Source organism: Flavobacterium sp. 38-13 (assembly GCF_001899155.1).
Classification (GTDB): domain Bacteria; phylum Bacteroidota; class Bacteroidia; order Flavobacteriales; family Flavobacteriaceae; genus Flavobacterium; species Flavobacterium lindanitolerans.
This window is the reverse complement of sequence record NZ_MKVG01000020.1, coordinates 121,117-142,070: the sequence shown is the minus strand read 5'-3', so window position 1 is coordinate 142,070 and position 20,954 is coordinate 121,117. Positions and strand designations below refer to the sequence as shown.

Below are 20,954 nucleotides of genomic sequence, written 5' to 3'. Positions count from 1 at the left end.
AATTTTGCCTTTTGAAGTTTGTTTTTTATCATTTTTATGTACTTCATCGGATAAACATGTCGGTTAGTCGATTTTTTGTTTTTAAAGTGAAAAATCAAAGGGTAATTAATGTAAAAACAAAGCAAAAAAAGACCCGCTTTATGCGGGTCTTTTTCGTAAGATTTTGGATTAGATTTCTGAAATTATTTTCTGAAACTCATTATCGTCCTGAATGTTTATTTTTTTCTTGATGCGATACTTTTTCGTAATTACACTTTCGTGTGAAATCTGGAGTAAAGTGGCTATTTCCTTATTTGAAAGATTTAGTTTTAATAGCGAACAGAAATTGATATCGTTTTTGGTTAGTATAGGAAACCGTTCCTGTAACTTATCGTTGAAGTTCGGGTGTATCTGTCCAAACTTAATCGAAAACTCTTTCCAATAATCTTTTTGCTTGATAATCTGTTGCAATGATGATTTGACAGAGTTTGATTTGGAATCGGCACCAGAAGATTCATTTTCAATAATCGAAGAAATCTGGTCCTGCAAATTGGCAAGCTGTAAAGTCATTGAAGTTAATTCTTGTTCTCTAAGCTGTATAATTTGTTGCTGGTCTTCAGTGATTCTTTTCTTATAGGCATTCCTTTCAAGCAGATTCATTTTTTCAATTTCTGCTTCTCTTAGTTTGGCTTTTTCTAGTTTGTGTTTAAGCCAGTAAGCCCTCGAGATAGCAAATCCCAAAGCACAAATTACGACTATTCCGGAACCAATAAGTATGTAATTTCGCCTTTGAGCACTTACCTTTTGGCTCAATAGTTCATTTTTTTGTTTTAGGAAAAGATTTTTTTCCTGTTGGGTTTGTGTTTGGAATTTGGCCTGAAGTTCTTCTGTAGTAGATTCTTTGTGGGCTTTGGCCAGAGAGTCTTTAATAATAATAGCTTTTTCAAGAGCCTCAATTCCTTTGTCCTTGATATTTGTATTCTTAAAAGTAACAGCAGATACCTCATAAAAGAACATCTGGTCTTCTGCATTGAAGGTTTTTCGGTTAGGGGAATTTTCAACCAGTTTGATGATTCCCAACGCTTTTTCAAAATCACCAATCTGATTCAGAAGTTGTATGTATTCTGCTCCAATAAGCATAAACCGGAAAGAGTCTGTATTTTTTATTCCGTCAAAGGCTTTTTTATAGTAAAAGCCGGAGAGGTCGTATTTTTTTTCATGCAATGCTATCTTTCCAAGTTTGCTGTAGGCAAGGCTGATAAATTCTGCATTGTGAAAATCTTCAAGACCTTTGGCAGCCTCCATAAGTGCTTTTTTTGCTTTGGTATTGTCTTTGACATAGGTCAGGCAATCACCATAATTGATAAGTGTCAGATAGTAGTTTTTTAAATCCTTGACTTCTTTCATGGCCGGAAGGCACTCTTCATATAAGTCAATAGCAAACTTGAAATTCTCTAATTTAAAATAAATATTGGCTAACTTCTGCTTTTGCACGACCAGGTTTTTTCTGTCTGTTTTATCATCCGACTTGCTTAGGATTTCAATGCCTTTTAATAAATACCGGGTCGCACTTTTATTGTCAATCATATAGGCATAATTGGAAGCCATTTCGCCATATACGATTGCTTTTCCTCTTTCATTATCTAAAGATTCATAAATTTTCAGGGCATCGTCCAGATACTCCAATGAAGTTTTATAATCGCCGGTGTTTCTATGGGCAATAGAAAGATTAATAAAACTTCCGGCTTTGTTTTTCGGGTATTTGGCGTATTTTGATACAGCTTTATTAAAAAAGATTTTAGCCGAATCATGTTTGGCAGTCAGGCTATAATACACACCAAAATTATTATAGTTTTTAGCAACAACCGTGTCGTGAAGCAGATGGTTGTTTTTTAGCATTATGTCAAGATAGATTCTGGCGCTGTCGGGTTTTGAAAAGATATACTGTGTAATCCGTTCCTGTGTTTTGGCAGCGTCAAAAGGTTTGTTTTGTGCAAAAATTCCCATGGGGATGAGAAGAAAAATTACTTTTTTCATCATAGAATGTGGTAGTAAAAAATATTCTTGTGTAAATTAAATAGGGCTGGTAAAATTATAATTAATTCCCATATCATTAAAATATGCGGGGCAAATAGTTTCCAATTTAAGGATTAAATCACAAAAAACTAATAAAAAGAGTTTTATGAATGTATTGTTTTTTGTTATGAGAATTTTATTTTTATAATTTAGAAAATGGAGGGCACAATAATGAGTTATAATGTTAAAAGCCTTACTTTTGCCAAAATTTGTTTCGTAGTCAAAAATTTTACGATTCACTATTAAATCAGTCCGAAAAAAATAAAATGAAAATAACCAAAATATGTTGTATTGGTGCAGGATATGTCGGAGGTCCGACAATGGCTGTCATCGCACAAAAATGTCCGGATATTAAAGTTACCGTTGTTGACCTGAATGAGGCTAGAATTGCAGCCTGGAATGATGAGGATACAAATAATATCCCTATATATGAGCCCGGATTGTCTGATGTTGTTGCGGAGGCAAGAGGAAGGAACCTGTTTTTTTCCACCGAAGTCGAAAAAGCAATCGATGAGGCAGAAATGATTTTCATTTCGGTTAATACTCCTACGAAAACCTATGGTTCAGGAAAAGGTATGGCGGCCGATTTGAAATATATAGAATTATGCGCAAGACAGATTGCACGCGTTTCCAAATCCAATAAGATTGTTGTCGAAAAATCGACACTTCCGGTACGAACAGCAGAAGCAATCAAAAATATTTTAGACAATACAGGAAATGGTGTACGTTTCCAGATTTTATCCAATCCGGAATTCCTGGCTGAAGGAACTGCTGTTCAGGACTTACTGAATCCGGATAGAATTCTGATTGGAGGCGACACTACAGAAGAAGGACAGCGCGCTATAAATGCGCTTGTTGATGTCTATGCCAATTGGGTTGACAGAGCACGTATACTGACTACAAATCTTTGGTCTTCTGAATTGTCAAAGCTAACAGCCAATGCATTTTTGGCACAACGTGTTTCCTCCATAAACGCACTTTCAGAACTTTGTGAAAAGACCGGAGCCGATGTAAGTGAAGTGGCAAAGGCCATTGGAATGGACAGTCGTATAGGGTCAAAATTTCTAAAAGCATCTGTTGGTTTTGGTGGGTCATGCTTCCAGAAAGACATACTCAACCTGGTTTATATTGCCAAAGCCTACGGACTTAACGAGGTGGCAGATTATTGGGAACAGGTAATTATTATGAACGACCACCAAAAAAGAAGATTCTCGCACAAGATTGTTACTACGCTTTATAATACCGTTTCAGGAAAAAAAATAGCATTCCTGGGTTGGGCTTTCAAGAAAGATACAAATGATACGCGTGAGTCGGCTGCTATTTATGTGGCTGATGACCTGATTAATGAACAGGCAGAGTTATATGTTTTTGACCCGAAAGTAGCAGAAGGACAGATTCTTTCAGATTTGAATTATTTGGATTCGAGAACTCCGGAAGAAAACAGGCAACAGGTAACCGTAGCAGAAAATCCGTATGAAGCGTGCAAAGAGGCCCATGCAATTGCTGTCTTGACAGAATGGGATGAATTTAGGGACTACGATTGGAAAAAAATCTATGACAATATGATGAAACCTGCCTTTGTATTTGACGGAAGGAATATTCTTGACGCTAAAAAACTGACAGAAATCGGATTTGTATATAAAGGAATCGGATCATAAAATCAAAAAGATGAAACAGATATTGATTACAGGAGGAGCAGGCTTTATAGGGTCGCACGTTGTAAGGAGATTTGTAAAAAAATATCCTGACTGCCATATTTTCAATTTAGATGCATTGACTTATGCGGGAAATCTTGAAAATATTGCTGATATAGAAAATGAACCTAATTATTCTTTCATAAAAGGTGATATTGTTGATGCTGATTTTATAAATGATTTGTTTGCAAAACATCAGTTTGAGGGTGTGTTGCATCTGGCAGCAGAATCTCATGTAGATCGCTCTATAACAGATCCGTTGGCATTCGTTAAAACTAACGTTATCGGAACCATGAACCTGCTAAATGCCTTTAAAGAAAAATGGAAAGGAAATTTTGAAGGAAAACGTTTCTATCATATCAGTACCGATGAGGTTTACGGTAGTCTTGGTGCCGAAGGACTTTTTACAGAAACAACACCTTATGACCCTAATTCGCCCTATTCGGCATCAAAAGCAAGTTCAGACCATTTTGTGCGGGCTTATGGGGAAACCTATGGATTGCCGTATGTCTTGACAAACTGTTCCAATAATTATGGGCCGAATCATTTTCCGGAAAAACTGATTCCGCTTTTCATCAATAATATTATCAATAATAAATCGTTGCCGGTTTATGGCGATGGAAATTATACCCGCGACTGGCTTTTTGTAGAAGACCATGCTGTAGCAATTGATTTGGTTTTCCATGAAGGGAAAAACCATGAAACTTATAATATTGGTGGTTTTAACGAATGGAAGAACATCGATTTGGTGCGATTGCTTTGCAAAATCATGGACAGTAAATTGGGAAGGGAAGAAGGCACATCTGAAAAGCTGATTACGTATGTAAAAGACCGTCCGGGTCATGATTTGCGCTATGCTATCGATGCTTCAAAAATTAATAAGGAATTGGGCTGGAAGCCATCCGTTACTTTTGAACAAGGTCTGGAAAGGACAATCGACTGGTATTTGGCCAATGAAGCTTGGCTTAAAAATGTTACCAGCGGAGAATATAGCAAATACTACGAAAAACAATATAATTAACTATTTGCCGTCTAAAAACAAACCAGTTAAAATAAAACTGAAATGAAAATTGAAAACACGCCGATAGAAGATTTGCTTGTCATCACTCCAAGAGTATTTGAAGATGAAAGAGGCTACTTTTTTGAATCTTATAATGAAGCATTATTTCGTGAAAATGGCATTGATATAAAATTTATTCAGGACAACCAGTCCTTTTCAAAATATGGAGTTATTCGCGGACTACATTTGCAGGTACCACCATTTGCTCAGACAAAATTAGTTCGTGTTTTGCAAGGAGAAATTCTTGATGTTGCTGTAGACATCCGTAAAAATTCTAAAACCTATGGGCAACATTTTAGCATTTTGTTGTCGGCAGAAAATAAGAAACAGTTGCTGATTCCTCAAGGATTTGCACATGGATTTTCAGTTTTGAGCCCAACAGCCATGGTTTCGTATAAAGTAGACCAACTGTATGATAAGGATAGCGAAAGGGGAATCCGTTTTGATGACCCGTCACTAAACATTGACTGGAAACTTAATCATAAGGAAAGTATCGTTTCTACAAAAGACCAGATTCTGGGAGAATTGAAAGATTTAGAGTAGTCGCAATCTATGAAAAAAATACTGATAACCGGTGCCAACGGACAATTAGGGAGTGAAATAAGAGTGCTGTCCCCGCTTTTTTCCGATTTTGATTTCGTTTTTGCTGACAGAGCTGAATTTTCACTTGAAAATGAGTCGGAAACATGGCTTTTTTTAGAAAAAACGAAACCTGACTATTTGGTTAATTGTGCGGCCTACACGGCAGTTGACAAGGCTGAAACAGAAGTTGAATTGGCAGATTTGGTCAATCATAAGGCAGTAGCCCTATTGGCAAAATGGAGTTTTGAAAATAATTGTAAACTCATCCATATCTCTACAGATTATGTTTTTGACGGAACTTCTGAAATTCCCTTAAAGGAAAACGACCAGACCAATCCTCAAAACGAATACGGCAGGACAAAATTGCTGGGCGAGATTGCCTGTCAGAAAAATAATCCTGACAGTATTATTATCAGGACTGCGTGGGTATATTCTGAATTTGGAAGTAATTTTGTCAAGACCATGTTGCGTTTGATGAATGAAAGGGATTCGATAAGTGTAGTCAATGACCAGATTGGAAGCCCGACCTATGCAAAAGATTTGGCAGAAGCCATCTTAAAAATCATTGAAACAGAAAATTGGTTTCCGGGAATCTATAATTTTTCAAATGAAGGAAAAATAAGCTGGTTTGAGTTTGCTCTCGCTATCAAGGAAATTTCAGGAAGCAGTTGTGATGTAAAAGGTATTCCATCTGAAGCCTATCCAACACCTGCCAAAAGACCTGCTTATTCATTGCTGGATAAATCAAAAATTAAAGAAGTTTATAAAATCAAGATTTCAGATTACAAATCCAGTCTGGAAAAATGTTTAAACAATATAAGCAAAAACATATGAAAGGGATAATACTAGCCGGAGGTTCTGGAACAAGGTTATATCCGCTAACCCGTTCGATATCGAAACAATTAATGGCGATTTATGACAAGCCAATGATCTATTATCCATTATCGGTTTTAATGTTGGCCGGAATCGATGAGGTTTTGGTAATATCTACACCGCATGATTTGCCCAATTTCAGAAACCTTTTAGGGAATGGAGATGATTTCGGAATCAAGATTGAATATGCAGAACAGCCAAGTCCGGATGGATTGGCCCAGGCTTTTATAATTGGAGAGAAATTTATTGGCTCGGACGACGTTTGCCTTATTTTAGGAGACAATATTTTTTACGGTCACGGGCTTACAGACCTGCTTAAAACAGCTGTAAATAATGTAGTAGTCGATAAAAAGGCTACCGTTTTTGGATACTATGTTCAGGATCCGGAACGTTATGGTGTTGCCGAATTTGACAAAACAGGGAACGTAATTTCAATTGAAGAAAAACCAAAAGAACCAAAAAGCAATTATGCCGTTGTTGGGTTGTATTTCTTTCCAAACTCTGTTGTTGAAATAGCAAAAAGCATAAAACCAAGCGATAGGGGAGAATTGGAAATTACGACAGTGAATCAGGAATACCTGCATTCAAAAAATTTGAAAGTAGAATTGATGGGACGCGGTTATGCATGGTTGGATACCGGAACTCACGAATCATTATTGGAAGCTTCAAACTTTATCCAGACCATCGAAAAAAGACAGGGGCTTAAAGTGGCCTGCCTCGAAGAAATCGCTTTTGAAATGGGTTATATTTCAAAAGAAAAACTAATTGAGTTGGCTACTCCGTTGCAAAAAAACGAATACGGACAGTATTTGTTGCGACTGGCAAGCAAGAGATAGACCATCCAGTCAATATCTATAAAATAGTAAGAAATAAAAAAATGTCAAAAATACTTATTACAGGAGGAGCGGGATTTATTGGGTCCAATTTGTGTGAATACTTTTTAGAAAAGGGAAATCAGGTGGTTTGCCTTGATAATTTTGCTACGGGACACAGGCATAATATTGAGCCCTTTTTTAGTAATCCGGATTTCACGCTGATTGAAGGTGATATTAGAAATCTTGACATTTGTAACGAAGCGGTACAAGGTGTTGATTATGTATTGCACCAGGCAGCTTTAGGGTCAGTACCTCGTTCAATAAATGATCCTATAACAAGCAATGAAGTGAATGTGTCGGGGTTTTTAAATATGCTTGTGGCTTCTCGGGATGCCAATGTAAAACGTTTTATATATGCCGCCAGTTCCTCTACCTATGGCGATTCTGAAGCATTGCCAAAAGTGGAAGACAAAATAGGAAAGCCATTGTCTCCCTACGCAATTACAAAGTATGTTAATGAATTATATGCTGATATTTTTAGCAAAACCTATGGCCTTGAGACTATTGGTTTAAGGTATTTCAACGTTTTTGGACGTCGCCAGGATCCAAACGGAGCCTATGCGGCTGTTATTCCATTGTTTGTGAAGCAATTCATGAATTATGAAAGTCCTGTTATAAATGGCACCGGTGATTTTTCCCGTGATTTTACCTATATTGAAAATGTAGTGCAAATGAACGAAAAAGCAATGCGGACAACTAATAACGAAGCAGTTAATACGGTATATAACACCGCCGTTGGCGATAGAACAACCTTAAACGAATTGGTAGGCTACCTGAAAGAATTCCTGACTGTTCTGGATCCAAAAATTGCTTCTGTTGAAATCAAACACGGACCTAATAGAAAAGGTGATATACCGCATTCATTAGCCAGTATCGACAAAGCCAGAACTTTATTAGGATACGAACCAACACATAAAATAAAGGAAGGACTGAAAGAAGCGGTAGATTGGTATTGGGAAAATCTGAAATAATATTATTGCAAAATAAAATAAAATTTAAGTAAAGAATATAGCCGCAGGCATTTAGGAATAGGGGCTGATAATAAAAAATAAGTTTCGATGGGATCAGAAAAAATAGCAGTAATAGGTCTGGGATATGTAGGATTGCCGCTGGCAAGGTTATTTGCAACAAAATATAAGGTTGTAGGTTTTGATATTAATCAAAATAGAATTGATAGCCTGCGTTCAGGTACTGATAGCACGCTTGAAGTTACTGATGAGGTGCTTCAACAAGTATTGGTTGATGGTTTTCAAAATCACCAGAGCGGGTTGCTATGCTCTTCGTCACTAGATGACATAGCAGATTGCAATTACTATATAGTTACGGTTCCAACTCCGGTAGACAAAAACAATCGTCCGGATTTGACTCCTCTTTACAAATCAAGTGAAACCGTTGGTAAAGTCCTCAAGAAGGGCGATATCGTTATATATGAATCTACAGTCTATCCGGGAGTTACTGAAGAAGAGTGCGTTCCTGTTTTAGAAAAAGTATCCGGTTTAAAATTTAATACAGATTTTTATGCGGGCTATTCTCCTGAACGAATCAATCCGGGTGACAAAGAGCATACGGTTGAAAAAATCCTTAAAGTTACTTCAGGGTCAACACCGGAAATTGGAAAGAAAGTAGATGAATTATACAAATCTGTAATTATGGCCGGAACTCATTTGGCACCTACAATAAAAGTAGCTGAGGCTGCAAAAGTAATTGAGAATTCACAGAGAGATATCAATATTGCTTTTGTCAATGAACTGGCAAAAATATTTAATTTATTAGGCATTGATACCCATGCTGTACTTGAAGCTGCAGGTACAAAATGGAACTTTTTGGCATTTAAACCAGGTTTGGTAGGAGGACATTGCATAGGTGTAGACCCTTATTATTTGGCTCAAAAAGCTCAAGAAGTTGGTTACCATCCCGAAATTATTCTGGCTGGCAGAAGACTCAATGACAGTATGGGAGAATATGTTGCCTCCCAGATTGTAAAACTGATGATTAAAAAGGGAATTACTGTTAATGGAGCTGAACTGCTAATGTTGGGTATTACTTTTAAAGAAAACTGTCCTGATGTTCGTAACACGAAAATCATCGATGTCATAAAAGCTTTGGAAGAATATTCTATAAAAGTTACCATATTTGATCCATGGGCAAACCCTGAGGAAGTAATGCATGAATATAAGCTGACAACCACTAAAGTTTTACCGAACAAACAATTTGATTCTGTAGTTTTAGGTGTTGCTCACAAGGAATTTTTGAATTTAGATATGGCATCAATATCAAAAAAAAATAGTTTGGTATATGATGTTAAGGGAGTTTTCTCTAGTGCTGATGGAAGGTTGTAGAATTTAAACTATTTTTTGTGGATTTAAAAAAACAGGCCATTTCCGGAATGTTTTGGGTCTTTGTTGACACATTTCTTTTGAAAGGCATATCCTTTTTGGGGACTATACTTCTAGCGCGTCTTTTGTCTCCGGAAGATTTTGGCTTGATTGCGATGATTTCTGTAATCCTCGTAATCGGGTTAATTGTCGTGGATAGCGGACTCACTTCTTCACTCATAAGAAATACTAAAAATGAATCCATAGATTATTCTACCGTATTTTATACAAATGTTTTTTTCAGCTTTTTTCTATACCTATGTTTTTATCTTCTTGCACCCGTAATAGCAAGCTTTTATAATCAGGAAATTCTAGTTTCTGTAATTCGGGTATATTCCTTATGTTTTTTCTGTTCCGGATTGTCTTCCGTACAAACGGCAATCCTAATAAAAAACATGGAGTTTAAAAAAATAGCCTATCTGAATATTCCGGGGTCGCTATTAGGGATTCTGATTGGTCTGCTTATGGGGTATTATGGCTTTGGCGTTTGGAGTATCGTAGGTATGTATGTAAGCACACAGTTCATCCAGATGCTTGCACTATGGATTGGAACGAAGTGGAGACCTAAATTTGAATTTTCAACAGAAAAACTGAAATACCATTATTCATTTGGCTTTAAATTATTTGTATCGAGTATGATTACAAGTGTTTTGAGTAATATTTATAATGTAGTAATTGGAAAGTTTTATTCGCTAAAAACGACAGGATATTTTGATAGGGGAAATATGCTTACCCAATATCCGGTCACAATACTTACTCAAATTATTGGGAAAGTAACCTTTCCATTAATGTCTGGAATCCAGGAAGAAAAAGAGCGGTTGAAACAGATTTTTGAAAAGCTTGTAAATTTCACTTTTTTTGTTACGGCTCCAGTAATGATCGGACTTTCGGCGGTTGCAAAACCACTGATTTATTTGTTACTTGGCGAAGAATGGCTTCCGGTAGTTCCTATTATTGAAATATTATCAATAGGAGGAGTCTTTTTTACGCTACAGGCGCTAAATGTGAATATTTTAAAAATTTACGGGCGTTCGGATTTAATATTATCAGCAGAAATAATTTTAAAAATAATAATGGTTGTTTCTGTCTTTATTGCTTATTTTTTAGGGTTTTATGCGATAGTTTGGTGTGTGTCGATAAATTCATTTATCACGCTAATCGGAAATATGTATTGTTCTAATAAAGTCATCTCTTTCTCCATTTGGGATCAGTTTAAGACGATGTTTCCTATTCTGGCAGCATCGCTATTGATGTTCGCTTCGATTAAAGGGATACAGTTTTTTTGTGCTGGTATAGCTCCTTTATATGAATTATTGTTGCTAACAAGCTCAGGCTTTGTTTTTTATTTTATCTTTAGTTACCTATTTAAAATTCCCTCTTTATTCTTTCTATTAGAGACGGTCAGAAAAAAAATGTCCAAAAATTAATGCCCTATGTGCGGAATATACTTAACAAATATCCCTTTCGAAAAAAACGAAATTGTCGACAAGCTAAAGTCTATTGAATATAGAGGGCCGGATAATCTTGGATATGAAAAAGTCAATGATGTGAGTTTTGGCCATTTGCGATTGGCTATTTTGGATTTAGATGAAAGGTCGAATCAGCCATATAGTTTTGACCATCTGAAAATTGTTTTCAATGGTGAGATATATAATTTCGAAGATATAAAAAAGGAATTGGTCGAACTGGGTTATACATTTGACACCACAAGCGATACCGAAGTCCTTATCAAAGGATTTTCAGAATGGGGAAAAGAAATTTTACCCAAACTGAATGGAATGTTTGCTTTCGCAATCTATGATGCAAAAAACAATACTGTATTTTGTGCCCGAGACAGGATGGGTGTAAAGCCATTTTTCTATTATTGGAAAGATGGAAATTTTGAGATTTGCAGCCAGTTAAGGCCGCTTATTAATCTTGAAAGTAAAATAGCTAAAGAAGCTGTTTCAATATACTTAGACTGTGGCTACATACCAAGTCCCTACTCAATTATTGAAAACATTTATAAATTACCGCCAGGTAATTTTATGGAAATAGATTTGGAAAAGAAAATAAAAACTATTTCTGAATTCTGGAATCTGAAACCTGTCAAAATCAGAAATATTTCATATGATGAGGCGAAAAAAGAATTACACGAACTGCTCATAGACGCCGTAAAAATCAGATTGCAATCAGATGTGCCTTTGGGAGCTTTTCTTTCCGGAGGGATAGATTCTGCACTGGTATCAGCAATAGCTTCTAAAATCTCTAAATCGCCTGTCAATACCTTTACCATTGGATTTGAAGATCCAAAATTTGATGAAAGCAAGGTTGCCGCACAATTTGCGGCAATTATAGGCTCCAATCATACAGAAACGATATGTGGGCCAAATGATGCGCTGGAAATGATGGCAAAGTTTGTAAAGGCTTATGATGAGCCTTTTGCAGATAGTTCTGCATTGCCATCTTTGCTACTTAATTCCATAACCAAGCAACACGTAACAGTTGCATTGTCAGGAGATGGCGGTGATGAAAGCTTTATAGGATATTGGCATCTCCTTTTAGTAGAAAAATTCAAGAAAATCGCCTTTATTCCTTACCCAATAAGAAAGCTTTTGAATAAGTTTAACTGGCATAAGGTGCTAAAAACTAGGCCGGAAACTATCAAAGGGATTTTAGGAGCTAAGGACGAGAATGAACTAATAGTTAGGATATTCACATCATTTGATAGCCTCCAGAAAAACCAAGATTTAAGTTGGATAAAACATTATAAAATATTCGAAAATCTGGCTAAAGAGCCTTTACAGAGAGCAGCAGATTTGAATATAAAATTGTGGCTTGAAAACGACAGCAACGTTAAGGTTGATAGGGCTAGTATGGCTTCATCAGTTGAAGTAAGAAGCCCTTTTTTGGATTATAGAATTATTGAGTTTGCAAGAACCTTACCTTTACAGTATCGATATAAAAACGGGATTACAAAAAAGATTGTACGGGATATACTATCAGAATATATTCCTGAAAGCGTATTCAATCAACCCAAAAAAGGTTTTGCCATTCCTTTAGGAAACTGGATAAGGAATGAATTGAAAAAAGAAATAGTTGAAAATCTGAATGACGAATTTCTATCTTCTGTACCTAATTTGGATGTTCAAAAATTCAAAAAACAGATGAACCTTCATATGGAGAATAAATACGATTATTCTTTTAGCATTTGGAAATTATTTGTTCTATCTAAATGGTATAAAGAATTTAATTTTAAATAATATCCATGCAAAAGAGACAAAAGATAACGTTTAATATAATATTTATTCTTCTATCCCTTGTTGGGACATTATTTTTAACGCCTTACAAATTCGAATACTTTAAGGAAGATTCCAATTTTGTATTGTCAATTTTGGCTTTGGTAAATGTTGTTGTTTTTTTAACAACAGCCAGAAAGTTTTTTTCTTCCTGGATTCGGTATGATACCTTATTTCTTTTGGGCTTTCTTATTGTGCATTTTCAAATTCCATTTTTGGCCAGTATTGGTGTCGAACCCGAAGACCCTTCCTATACATGGATTAACAAGATGGTTGTAAATTATGCTACCTGGCTCAGTGCCTTGGTTCTGCTATTATGGCTTTTGGGTTTCCTCATTTATTTAAATAAAAAGAAAAAAATTAAAAGCAGTATTTCCTATAAGATCGATACTAAAAAAATAGATAATTTATTAATAATTCTGTTTTTTTTATTTGTGGGTCTGGTTGGAAAAGAATTTTTAAGTGGAAGCTATGATGGCGGAGATAACTGGGGAACCGGTGCTAATTATGCTTTCCTGCTTTTAAGTGTGACTTTATACTTAAAGATAATTTATTTCTTTATCAATCATCAGGATTTAAAAATCACAAAAAATAACTTCATGTTTGTGATGATGAAAAATAAAGTTTTTATTTTCATTTTAGTTTTCTATGTTTTTATTTTTTTAGCAGCAGGAGATAGGGGTCCGGTAATGGAAGTAGCTTTGCTTACTATGGGAGCTTACTCTATTTATCAAAGAAAGATACCATTGAGTGTCTTTTTTATAATGGTGTTTTTAGGAGCCTCCATATTTACGGTAATAAGCTATGGGAGGAGTGATGACGCCTCCAGTCGAGATAAAAACATTTTAGAGCAGGGATATACAAATCTTCAGAAAAGCGATACCGGCTTTAATCCCACAAATGAATTGGCATCAAGTGGAAGAATCTTGTATAGAGCATTAGATGCAGTACCAGATAGTCACCCTTATTTATACGGGGCAACAATGTTTTCAGATATTATCGGTGTGATTCCTTTTGGCGGTAGCGTATATATGGAAATGACGAATCTTCCTGATATGTATAAATCTTCATCCTATTTTTTTACGGTTCTGGGACAAGGGAATTTTTTTACGTATGGTGAAGGCTCGGAAATTATTGCTGATATATATATCAATTTAGGTATTTATGGTGTACTGATAATCATGTCATGTTTTGGCTATTTTATAGCCTATCTGACATTCAATGCCCATAATTCAAAAAGTCATAGGATCATGATAGTTTATTTATTGCTGATAATTGGAGCAATCTATATTAACAGATCCAATTTTTTAGACCCGCTTAAGATTATATTTTACGGTCTGATTATCGATAAATTTCTAACAAAGCGTTTGATAAAATAATATGAAGCATAGAAAAGAATGTGTGTTTTTAGTTAATACGCTCGATTCAGGAGGCATTGAAAATTATTTGTTGCGATTTTTGAATTATTACAATGGAGAAATAATTCCTACGGTAATATGCAAAGGGGATGCATTTGGAGACTTGGAAAGTGACTATAGAAAAATATCGAATATCCAATTGGTAAAGATAAAAGTGGGCTATGTTGATTTTCAAGCGTATAAACAACTATATAGATTCTTTAAACAAAAAAAATATGATGCGATAGTTGACTTTACAGGAAATTTTGCCGCTCTTCCTTTACTTATGGCTAAATATGCCGGAATCAAGAACAGGATAGTTTTTTATAGAGGCGCCACAAATCATTTTAAAGAGAACTTTTTAAAAAATGCATATAACAATTTTTTGAATTTCCTGATAAAAAATAATGCCACACATATTCTTTCAAATTCTAAAGCAGCATTGCGTTTTTTCTTTAATAAGAAAGAAGACTCAAGATTTGAAGTTATTTATAATGGAATTGATGCCGAAAAATTTTTAGACTCTGATAAAAACTTAAGAGAAGAACTTGGCATACCTGATAAAGGATTTGTAATTGCCCATGTAGGAAGATATACTGAAGCAAAAAATCATCAAACCATTATTGAAACGGCGGTACAATTATGCCAGCTAAATAAGGAAGTATATTTTATACTCTGTGGCAGAGATGTAGATATTTCCCTAAAAGAAAGGGTTGAAAAGGAAAAGCTTTCAGACAGAATTAAGTTGTTGGGATATAGAAAAGACGTAATTTCAGTTTTAAATTCTTCAAATGCGTTCTATTTCCCATCTTTAACTGAAGGTCAGCCAAACGCTTTATTGGAGGCTTTAATTACAGGGCTTCCCTTTGTAGCATCAGACATTGATCCCATCAAAGAAACCATTCCTGAAGAATTTCATAATTATTTAGTAGAACCAACAGATGTTTCCGGTGCCATAAACAGACTTCAGCAAATTTTTGAAAATGAAGAAATAAGAAAGTCGCTAAATTTGAGCGTATGGGCAAAGGAGAACTATGAGCCGGGTTATTTATTCAATAAATTTTACAGCAAATTATAATGGATCTAACTTTTGTTACAGAATGTCGTTTCTATAAAACCCCGGACGGAAAATATTATGCCGATGATATGTCCTATACCAATAGTTTATGGGAGCGATATCTGAAAGAATTTGACAATATAAATGTTATAGCCAGAGTTTTTGAAACTTCCGAAAAATTTGATGAGTCTTTTCTTGTTGACAATGTGAATTTTTGTCCAATACATCCTTTCGATAGTATTTTCTCATTTGCAAAAAATAGGAGCAAAGTAAAAAAAGGGCTGCGTAAATATCTTTCCAAAGACACAGTGACAATAATTCGTGGAGCCGGTCCTTTAGGATATATGGCTACAGGTATATGTAAACAGCAGAAAATAAATTTTGGGATTGAAATTATCGGAGACCCTTATGAAGTTTATGCTCCGGGAGTTGTTACGCATCCATTACGTCCGGTACTCAGAAAATTATTTACCGATTTTCAAAAGAAAGCAGTCAGAAGAGCTTCTGCTGTAATATATGTTACGAAATATTCGCTTCAAAAAAGATATCCGGCTCTTTCAGGAGTTTACACAACTTTTGCATCTGACGTTTTTTTAAATGAAAAAAAAATCGCTACACAGCATAAAAAGATTTCAATAGAGAATGGGAAGCCAAACTTGATTTCTATAGGTTCTTTGAATCAGATGTATAAATCTCCGGATATACTTATCAAGGCTGTGAAACTATTAAAAGATAAAGGCATTCAGGCACAATTAGTATGGCTTGGAAATGGTAAATTCCAGCCTGATATGGAAGAATTGGCAAAGAATTTAGGATTAGGCGATGACGTGATTTTTCCTGGTGCAGTTTCTTCAGATGAAGTGACACGATTTTTAGATGCATCAGATATTTTTTTACTTGTTTCAAGAACAGAAGGTCTTCCAAGAGCGGTAGTGGAAGCAATGGCAAGGGGACTTCCTTGCATTGGTACTAACGTGGGAGGTATTCCTGAATTGTTGCAAAAGGAAGTATTGGTACAACCTGAAAGTGCTGAAGAAATAAGCGATATGATTGAATATTTTTTAAGTAATGCTGATTTTTCGAATAATCAGGCTGCAATAAACTTAGAAAATTCTAAAGATTACTCTTTTGAGGTTTTAGATTCAAAAAGAAGCGATTTTTATAGGTTTTTAAAAACCAATCATAAATAAGCCATGAAGAAAAAATTTCTTATAGTTACGACAATTTCAGATTCCTTACCCTTTTTTAGAGGACAAGTGAACGTTTTAAAAGAAAATTTTGAAATAGAATTGGTTTCATCACCAGGCCCACATATGAACGACATGTGTGCTCAGCATTCTGTGGTCGGGCATCCGATAAAGATGAACAGGGAAATCTCCGTATTTGCAGATGTAGTAAGTCTGATAAAATTGATAATGCTTTTTATCAGGACAAAACCTTTCTTAGTTCATGGAAATACTCCAAAAGCGGGTCTGTTGTCAATGATTGCTGCCTGGATAACGAGAGTTCCTAAGAGAATTTATTATGTACATGGTTTAAGATATCATGGAGAATCAGGTACAAAAAAGAAAATTCTAATGCAGATGGAAAAAATTTCATGTGCTTTGGCAACGAATGTAGTGGCTGTGAGTGAAGGTGTGAAAAAAGTACTAATTGAAGATAAGGTCTGTAAAAAGGAAATACAGATAATATGGAATGGAAGTGTAAACGGACTCAATATGGTATATTTTGACCCGGATCCTATTGATGAATCTCATGTCAAAAGTGATTTTAGTATTGAAAAAGATGATTTTGTATTTGGATTTATTGGCAGGCTGGTAGGAGATAAAGGGATTAATGAATTGGTTAATGCTTTTAAAAAGATTAACGCTGAAAATCCAAAAACGAAGTTACTATTGGTTGGAAATTTTGAAACTACGCTCGATCCTTTAAAAGCAGAAACATTGCTCGAAATCCAAAATAATAAAAATATTATCCATGCAGGGTTTCAAAAAGATGTAAGGCCATTTTTTAAAGCAATGCATGTTTTTACTTTTCCATCCTATAGAGAAGGTTTTGGAATCGTGTTAATGGAAGCTGGAGCTATGAATATTCCTTCAATAGCATCAGATATCATAGGCTGTAATGAGATAATAACCAATAATGAGAATGGATTTTTAATAGAAAGCAGAAATGAAAGTGCATTATATGAAAAGATGAAATTCTGCGCTAGTAATCCTGAAATTCTAAACAATATGACAAAAAATACAAGGAGTTATGTTTTAGAGAGATTTGAACAACAGTTGCTATGGAAAAAAAGCCTAGAAGCCTATAAACAAATTTGCGGGTAAAAAAGAAAATAGAACGAATAATGTATAAGAGTTTTTTTAAGAGAGTAATAGATTTTATGGCAGCTTTGGTCGGATTGCTAATCTTGAGTCCTATATTTATTTTGGTGACTATTGGTCTGTTTTTTGCAAATCAAGGAAAGCCTTTTTTCTTTCAGGTTCGACCAGGAAAGGGAGAGAAAGAATTTAAAATCGTGAAGTTCAAAACAATGAATGACAAAAAGGACAAAAATGGCAATTTGCTTCCTGATGCAAAACGTCTAACTAAAATAGGTAGCTTTGTTCGTAAAACATCAATGGATGAAATTCCACAATTGATTAATGTATTGATTGGCGATATGAGCTTAATTGGACCAAGGCCATTGTTGATGAGGTATCTTCCGTTTTATACAGAAAGAGAAAGGCTAAGACATACGGTCCGACCTGGAATTACAGGGTTGGCACAAATAAATGGGCGAAATACGGTTAAATGGGATGACAGACTTGCCTTTGATGTTGCCTATGTTGAAAATATGAGCTTTAAGCAAGATTTGGAAATATTATACAAGACTGTACTAAAAGTTATCGTGTCAGAAAATATAGTGGTAGACCCTGAATCCATAATGCAAAATTTAGATGACGAAAGAAAATTATAATATAAGGTTTGCTAAAAAAGATGATGTTGCCGAAATAGTAAAACTTGTTCGGACTTCATTTAATCAAAATTATCTTATCCCTTCAATTTACAGGGGTAAAGGAATCGAAAAATTCGTTTTGCAGGAATTAGATAATCCTTTCTCGCCTTATAGATATTTCGTTCTTATGGATGAGGATGAAATTGCTGGATATGCAGAATATAAAATTTTTGAAAGCGCATCAATGGCTTTTCTAAATATGATCTCCGTAAACAATAAATATAAGAATAAGGGGATAGGTAGAAAGTTATTCGACTATACCAGAGTCTTTTTCTTAGAAATGGGACTTAAGGCAATTCAATTAGATGTATATGAAACTAATAGCATAGCATTAAGCTGGTATTCTGGTTTGGGTTTCAGACAATCAAACGCGGTTTCTTTTTTTAAAATTAAATTGAAACAGGAAGTCAACGAAATACAACATAAGCTTTACATACAGAATTATCCTCAGTATAAGGAATTGCAAAATACATTTGGGTTTTATTTTTTAGACCTGACCCTTGCGGGCGAAAGCATAAGGCTTGGAGTAATTGAACAAGATCTGATAATAAGGGGAAGCTATACACAGGCATTGGAAGAACGTTTAACCCATTTTTCTAAAATATTAGGATTTGAGAATGTCTATTTTATTGGAACAGGTATCCAATCTGGAACAGGTGAATTTGTGGATAAAATTATCCGTATGGAATTAAACATAAAATTATGATTACAAAGAAAGCGCAGAATCAGAATCATTTAAGACGAGAATGGAATTACACAGCATCTGCTAGGGATGCATGGAGTGATATTATAGAGAAATATAAAGTCTTGCATCCTAATGGAAGAATACTGCTGCCGTCTTATATTGGCTGGTCAGCAAATGAGGGAAGTGGTATTTTTGATTCGGTTGTAAAATCAGGAGTTAATTATGATTTTTATGAGTTAGGACTGCATCTCGAAATAAACTTTGAAGATTTAAAACATAAAATAGATGAACAAGAAAATCAGCTGGTTTTGCTGGTTCACTATTTTGGATTTATGGATTATCAATACGGACAGATAACGGATTGGTTATTAGAAAATAATGTCTTTTTTGTAGAAGATTGTGCACATGCCTGGCTGACAGATCTTATAGGTGGTGTTTGTGGAAGAAAAGGAGCCTTTTCATTCTATTCTCTTCATAAACTGCTGCCGGTTTCTGAAGGAGGGATTATGGTTGATAATCTTCCAAAAGAAAGAGAAGTGGAGAGAATGAACCCATTTCTTGATTTAGGCTATGATTTGTTGAGTATATATACAGTCAGAAGAGCAAATTATAGTTATCTGGCCAGTCTTTTAAAAGATGTGAAAGGTATAGAGGTTATTTATAAAAACCTTGAAGAGGGTATTTGCCCTCAGACTTTGCCTGTAATCGTTGAAAATTATGATAGGACAACATTATATCATAAAATGAATGAATCAGGATTTGGAATGGTAAGCCTCTATCATACAATGATTCATGAACTGGAGAATTCCTCTTCTCTAGCAGCGACTGTTTTAGCAAAAAAAATAATAAATTTTCCAATACATCAGGATATAGATAAAAATGATATTGATGAAATGGTGTTGGAATTAAAAAAAATACTTAATGCTTAACGTTTACAGGTTAGATAGCGAGGAAAAAAGCAAAGATTATGAAGGTTTGCTTTCACGTTTTGAAGAAAGAGAGCCTTATTTTTCTTCCCGATATATGAATATATTTAGTGGTGGATTTGAGAACCTGATCTATTTTTTGTTTGAATCAGATGAAACCGGCGCAACTATACTAATGCCAGGTTATCTCAAACCAATAGTTATTGGAGGAGAAAGAACATCCTATTTTGATTTTATAACACCTTATGGCTATACAGGACCGCTATTTTCGCCAAATATTTCTGTTTCGGATATTATGGAATTTTGGAAGTGTGTTGATCAGTGGTATGCCGATAATAATGTTGTGACAGAATTTGTAAGATTTAATTTGTTGGGAAATGAAGCTCATTACTCAGGCAATGTATTTCCGACAATGCTGAATATTAAAGGAAAAATCCTTGATGAAGAAAACCAATGGCGCGATTTTGACTATAAGGTTAGGAAAAATGTCAATAAGGCAAAAAGAGAAGGTCTTACAAGTAGAATTTATTTTAGAGAAATTAAAGACGAAGAAATTCTTGAATTTCACAGGATTTATATACAAACAATGGAAAGAACTAATGCCAATGCTAGTTTTTCGTATTCATTTGAACAATTTAAAACCTTTATAACCCAAAACAATAATGCGGCCATTTGTACAGTTTATTTTGAACAGACGCCCATTTCCTCCGAATTGCTTCTGATTTCAAAGGACTCTATTTTTTCTTTTTTAGGAGGTACCAATGAAGAATATTTTCACAAAAGGCCTAATGATTTTCTCAAGATTGAGGCATTAAATTGGGCCAGGAACAATGAAAAGAAATATTATGTGCTTGGCGGAGGGTATGGTTTTGAGGATGGGATATTTAAGTATAAAAAATCATTTTTTCCTAATGATGTTGTGAATTATTTTACAGGCCGGAAAATAGTGAATAATGATGCATACAATCAGTTAGTAGAAAAAGCGAATAATTTCAGACTTGCAAAAGGGCTTGAAAAATTAGAAACTAACGATACTTCTTTCTTTCCATTATATAATAAATTAAATTAGGTATAAATGATTTTCTAAGTTTGTCTG

18 protein-coding genes are annotated in these 20,954 nt (G+C 34.9%); 17 read left to right on the top strand and 1 reads right to left on the bottom strand.

Annotated elements, in window-relative coordinates:
* Positions 1–168: 168 nt before the first annotated feature.
* Entirely contained in the window at positions 169–2,019 is a 1,851-nt protein-coding gene (locus tag BGO88_RS15230; RefSeq protein ID WP_286707452.1) for a tetratricopeptide repeat protein, read from the bottom strand.
* Positions 2,020–2,321: 302 nt separating this feature from the next.
* Between BGO88_RS15230 and BGO88_RS15225 the strand changes: the two genes are divergently transcribed.
* The 17 genes from BGO88_RS15225 to BGO88_RS15145 all read left to right on the top strand — a co-directional run bounded on the left by BGO88_RS15225 (position 2,322) and on the right by BGO88_RS15145 (position 20,927).
* The gene (locus BGO88_RS15225; RefSeq protein ID WP_286707451.1) at positions 2,322–3,713 is read left to right on the top strand and encodes a UDP-glucose 6-dehydrogenase; all 1,392 of its coding nucleotides are present in this window, start codon (positions 2,322–2,324) and stop codon (positions 3,711–3,713) included.
* Between the two features lie 10 nt (positions 3,714–3,723).
* Complete coding sequence (gene rfbB, locus BGO88_RS15220) at positions 3,724–4,770, top strand: dTDP-glucose 4,6-dehydratase (protein ID WP_286707450.1); 1,047 nt, start codon at positions 3,724–3,726, stop codon at positions 4,768–4,770.
* Positions 4,771–4,812: 42 nt separating this feature from the next.
* A complete protein-coding gene (gene rfbC / locus BGO88_RS15215; protein ID WP_286707449.1) occupies positions 4,813–5,352 on the top strand; it encodes a dTDP-4-dehydrorhamnose 3,5-epimerase in 540 nt (179 codons plus the stop codon).
* Positions 5,353–5,361: 9 nt separating this feature from the next.
* Positions 5,362–6,225, top strand: a complete 864-nt coding sequence (gene rfbD, locus BGO88_RS15210; RefSeq protein WP_286707448.1) for a dTDP-4-dehydrorhamnose reductase — start codon at positions 5,362–5,364, stop codon at positions 6,223–6,225.
* The gene (rfbA, locus tag BGO88_RS15205; protein ID WP_286707447.1) at positions 6,222–7,100 is read left to right on the top strand and encodes a glucose-1-phosphate thymidylyltransferase RfbA; all 879 of its coding nucleotides are present in this window, start codon (positions 6,222–6,224) and stop codon (positions 7,098–7,100) included. Before rfbD ends, rfbA begins: the two co-directional genes overlap by 4 nt.
* Before the next feature lie 41 nt (positions 7,101–7,141).
* A complete protein-coding gene (locus BGO88_RS15200; protein ID WP_286707446.1) occupies positions 7,142–8,110 on the top strand; it encodes an SDR family oxidoreductase in 969 nt (322 codons plus the stop codon).
* Between the two features lie 87 nt (positions 8,111–8,197).
* The gene (locus BGO88_RS15195) at positions 8,198–9,478 is read left to right on the top strand and encodes a nucleotide sugar dehydrogenase (protein ID WP_286707445.1); all 1,281 of its coding nucleotides are present in this window, start codon (positions 8,198–8,200) and stop codon (positions 9,476–9,478) included.
* A 17-nt stretch (positions 9,479–9,495) separates the two neighbouring features.
* A complete protein-coding gene (locus BGO88_RS15190) occupies positions 9,496–10,941 on the top strand; it encodes a lipopolysaccharide biosynthesis protein (RefSeq protein ID WP_286707444.1) in 1,446 nt (481 codons plus the stop codon).
* Between the two features lie 6 nt (positions 10,942–10,947).
* Positions 10,948–12,756 carry an asparagine synthase (glutamine-hydrolyzing) gene (gene asnB / locus BGO88_RS15185; RefSeq protein ID WP_286707443.1) on the top strand — a complete coding sequence of 603 codons (1,809 nt, stop codon included), beginning with the start codon at positions 10,948–10,950 and terminating at the stop codon, positions 12,754–12,756.
* A 5-nt stretch (positions 12,757–12,761) separates the two neighbouring features.
* Positions 12,762–14,171: an O-antigen polymerase gene (locus tag BGO88_RS15180; protein WP_286707442.1), complete on the top strand. Its 1,410-nt coding sequence runs from the start codon at positions 12,762–12,764 to the stop codon at positions 14,169–14,171.
* A 1-nt stretch (position 14,172) separates the two neighbouring features.
* Positions 14,173–15,267: a glycosyltransferase gene (locus tag BGO88_RS15175; RefSeq protein WP_286707441.1), complete on the top strand. Its 1,095-nt coding sequence runs from the start codon at positions 14,173–14,175 to the stop codon at positions 15,265–15,267.
* Positions 15,267–16,436, top strand: coding sequence for a glycosyltransferase family 4 protein (locus BGO88_RS15170; protein WP_286707440.1), 1,170 nt, complete (start codon positions 15,267–15,269; stop codon positions 16,434–16,436). The genes BGO88_RS15175 and BGO88_RS15170 overlap by 1 nt, the downstream gene beginning before the upstream one ends.
* A gap of 3 nt (positions 16,437–16,439) precedes the next feature.
* Positions 16,440–17,576, top strand: coding sequence for a glycosyltransferase family 4 protein (locus tag BGO88_RS15165; RefSeq protein ID WP_286707439.1), 1,137 nt, complete (start codon positions 16,440–16,442; stop codon positions 17,574–17,576).
* 20 nt (positions 17,577–17,596) lie between these two features.
* Positions 17,597–18,208: a sugar transferase gene (locus tag BGO88_RS15160; RefSeq protein ID WP_286707438.1), complete on the top strand. Its 612-nt coding sequence runs from the start codon at positions 17,597–17,599 to the stop codon at positions 18,206–18,208.
* On the top strand, positions 18,189–18,953 hold the full coding sequence (locus BGO88_RS15155) for a GNAT family N-acetyltransferase (protein ID WP_286707437.1): 765 nt from the start codon (positions 18,189–18,191) through the stop codon (positions 18,951–18,953). The genes BGO88_RS15160 and BGO88_RS15155 overlap by 20 nt, the downstream gene beginning before the upstream one ends.
* A complete protein-coding gene (locus BGO88_RS15150) occupies positions 18,950–19,861 on the top strand; it encodes a DegT/DnrJ/EryC1/StrS family aminotransferase (RefSeq protein WP_286707436.1) in 912 nt (303 codons plus the stop codon). Before BGO88_RS15155 ends, BGO88_RS15150 begins: the two co-directional genes overlap by 4 nt.
* A complete protein-coding gene (locus BGO88_RS15145; RefSeq protein WP_286707435.1) occupies positions 19,854–20,927 on the top strand; it encodes a GNAT family N-acetyltransferase in 1,074 nt (357 codons plus the stop codon). The genes BGO88_RS15150 and BGO88_RS15145 overlap by 8 nt, the downstream gene beginning before the upstream one ends.
* Positions 20,928–20,954 lie beyond the last annotated feature (27 nt).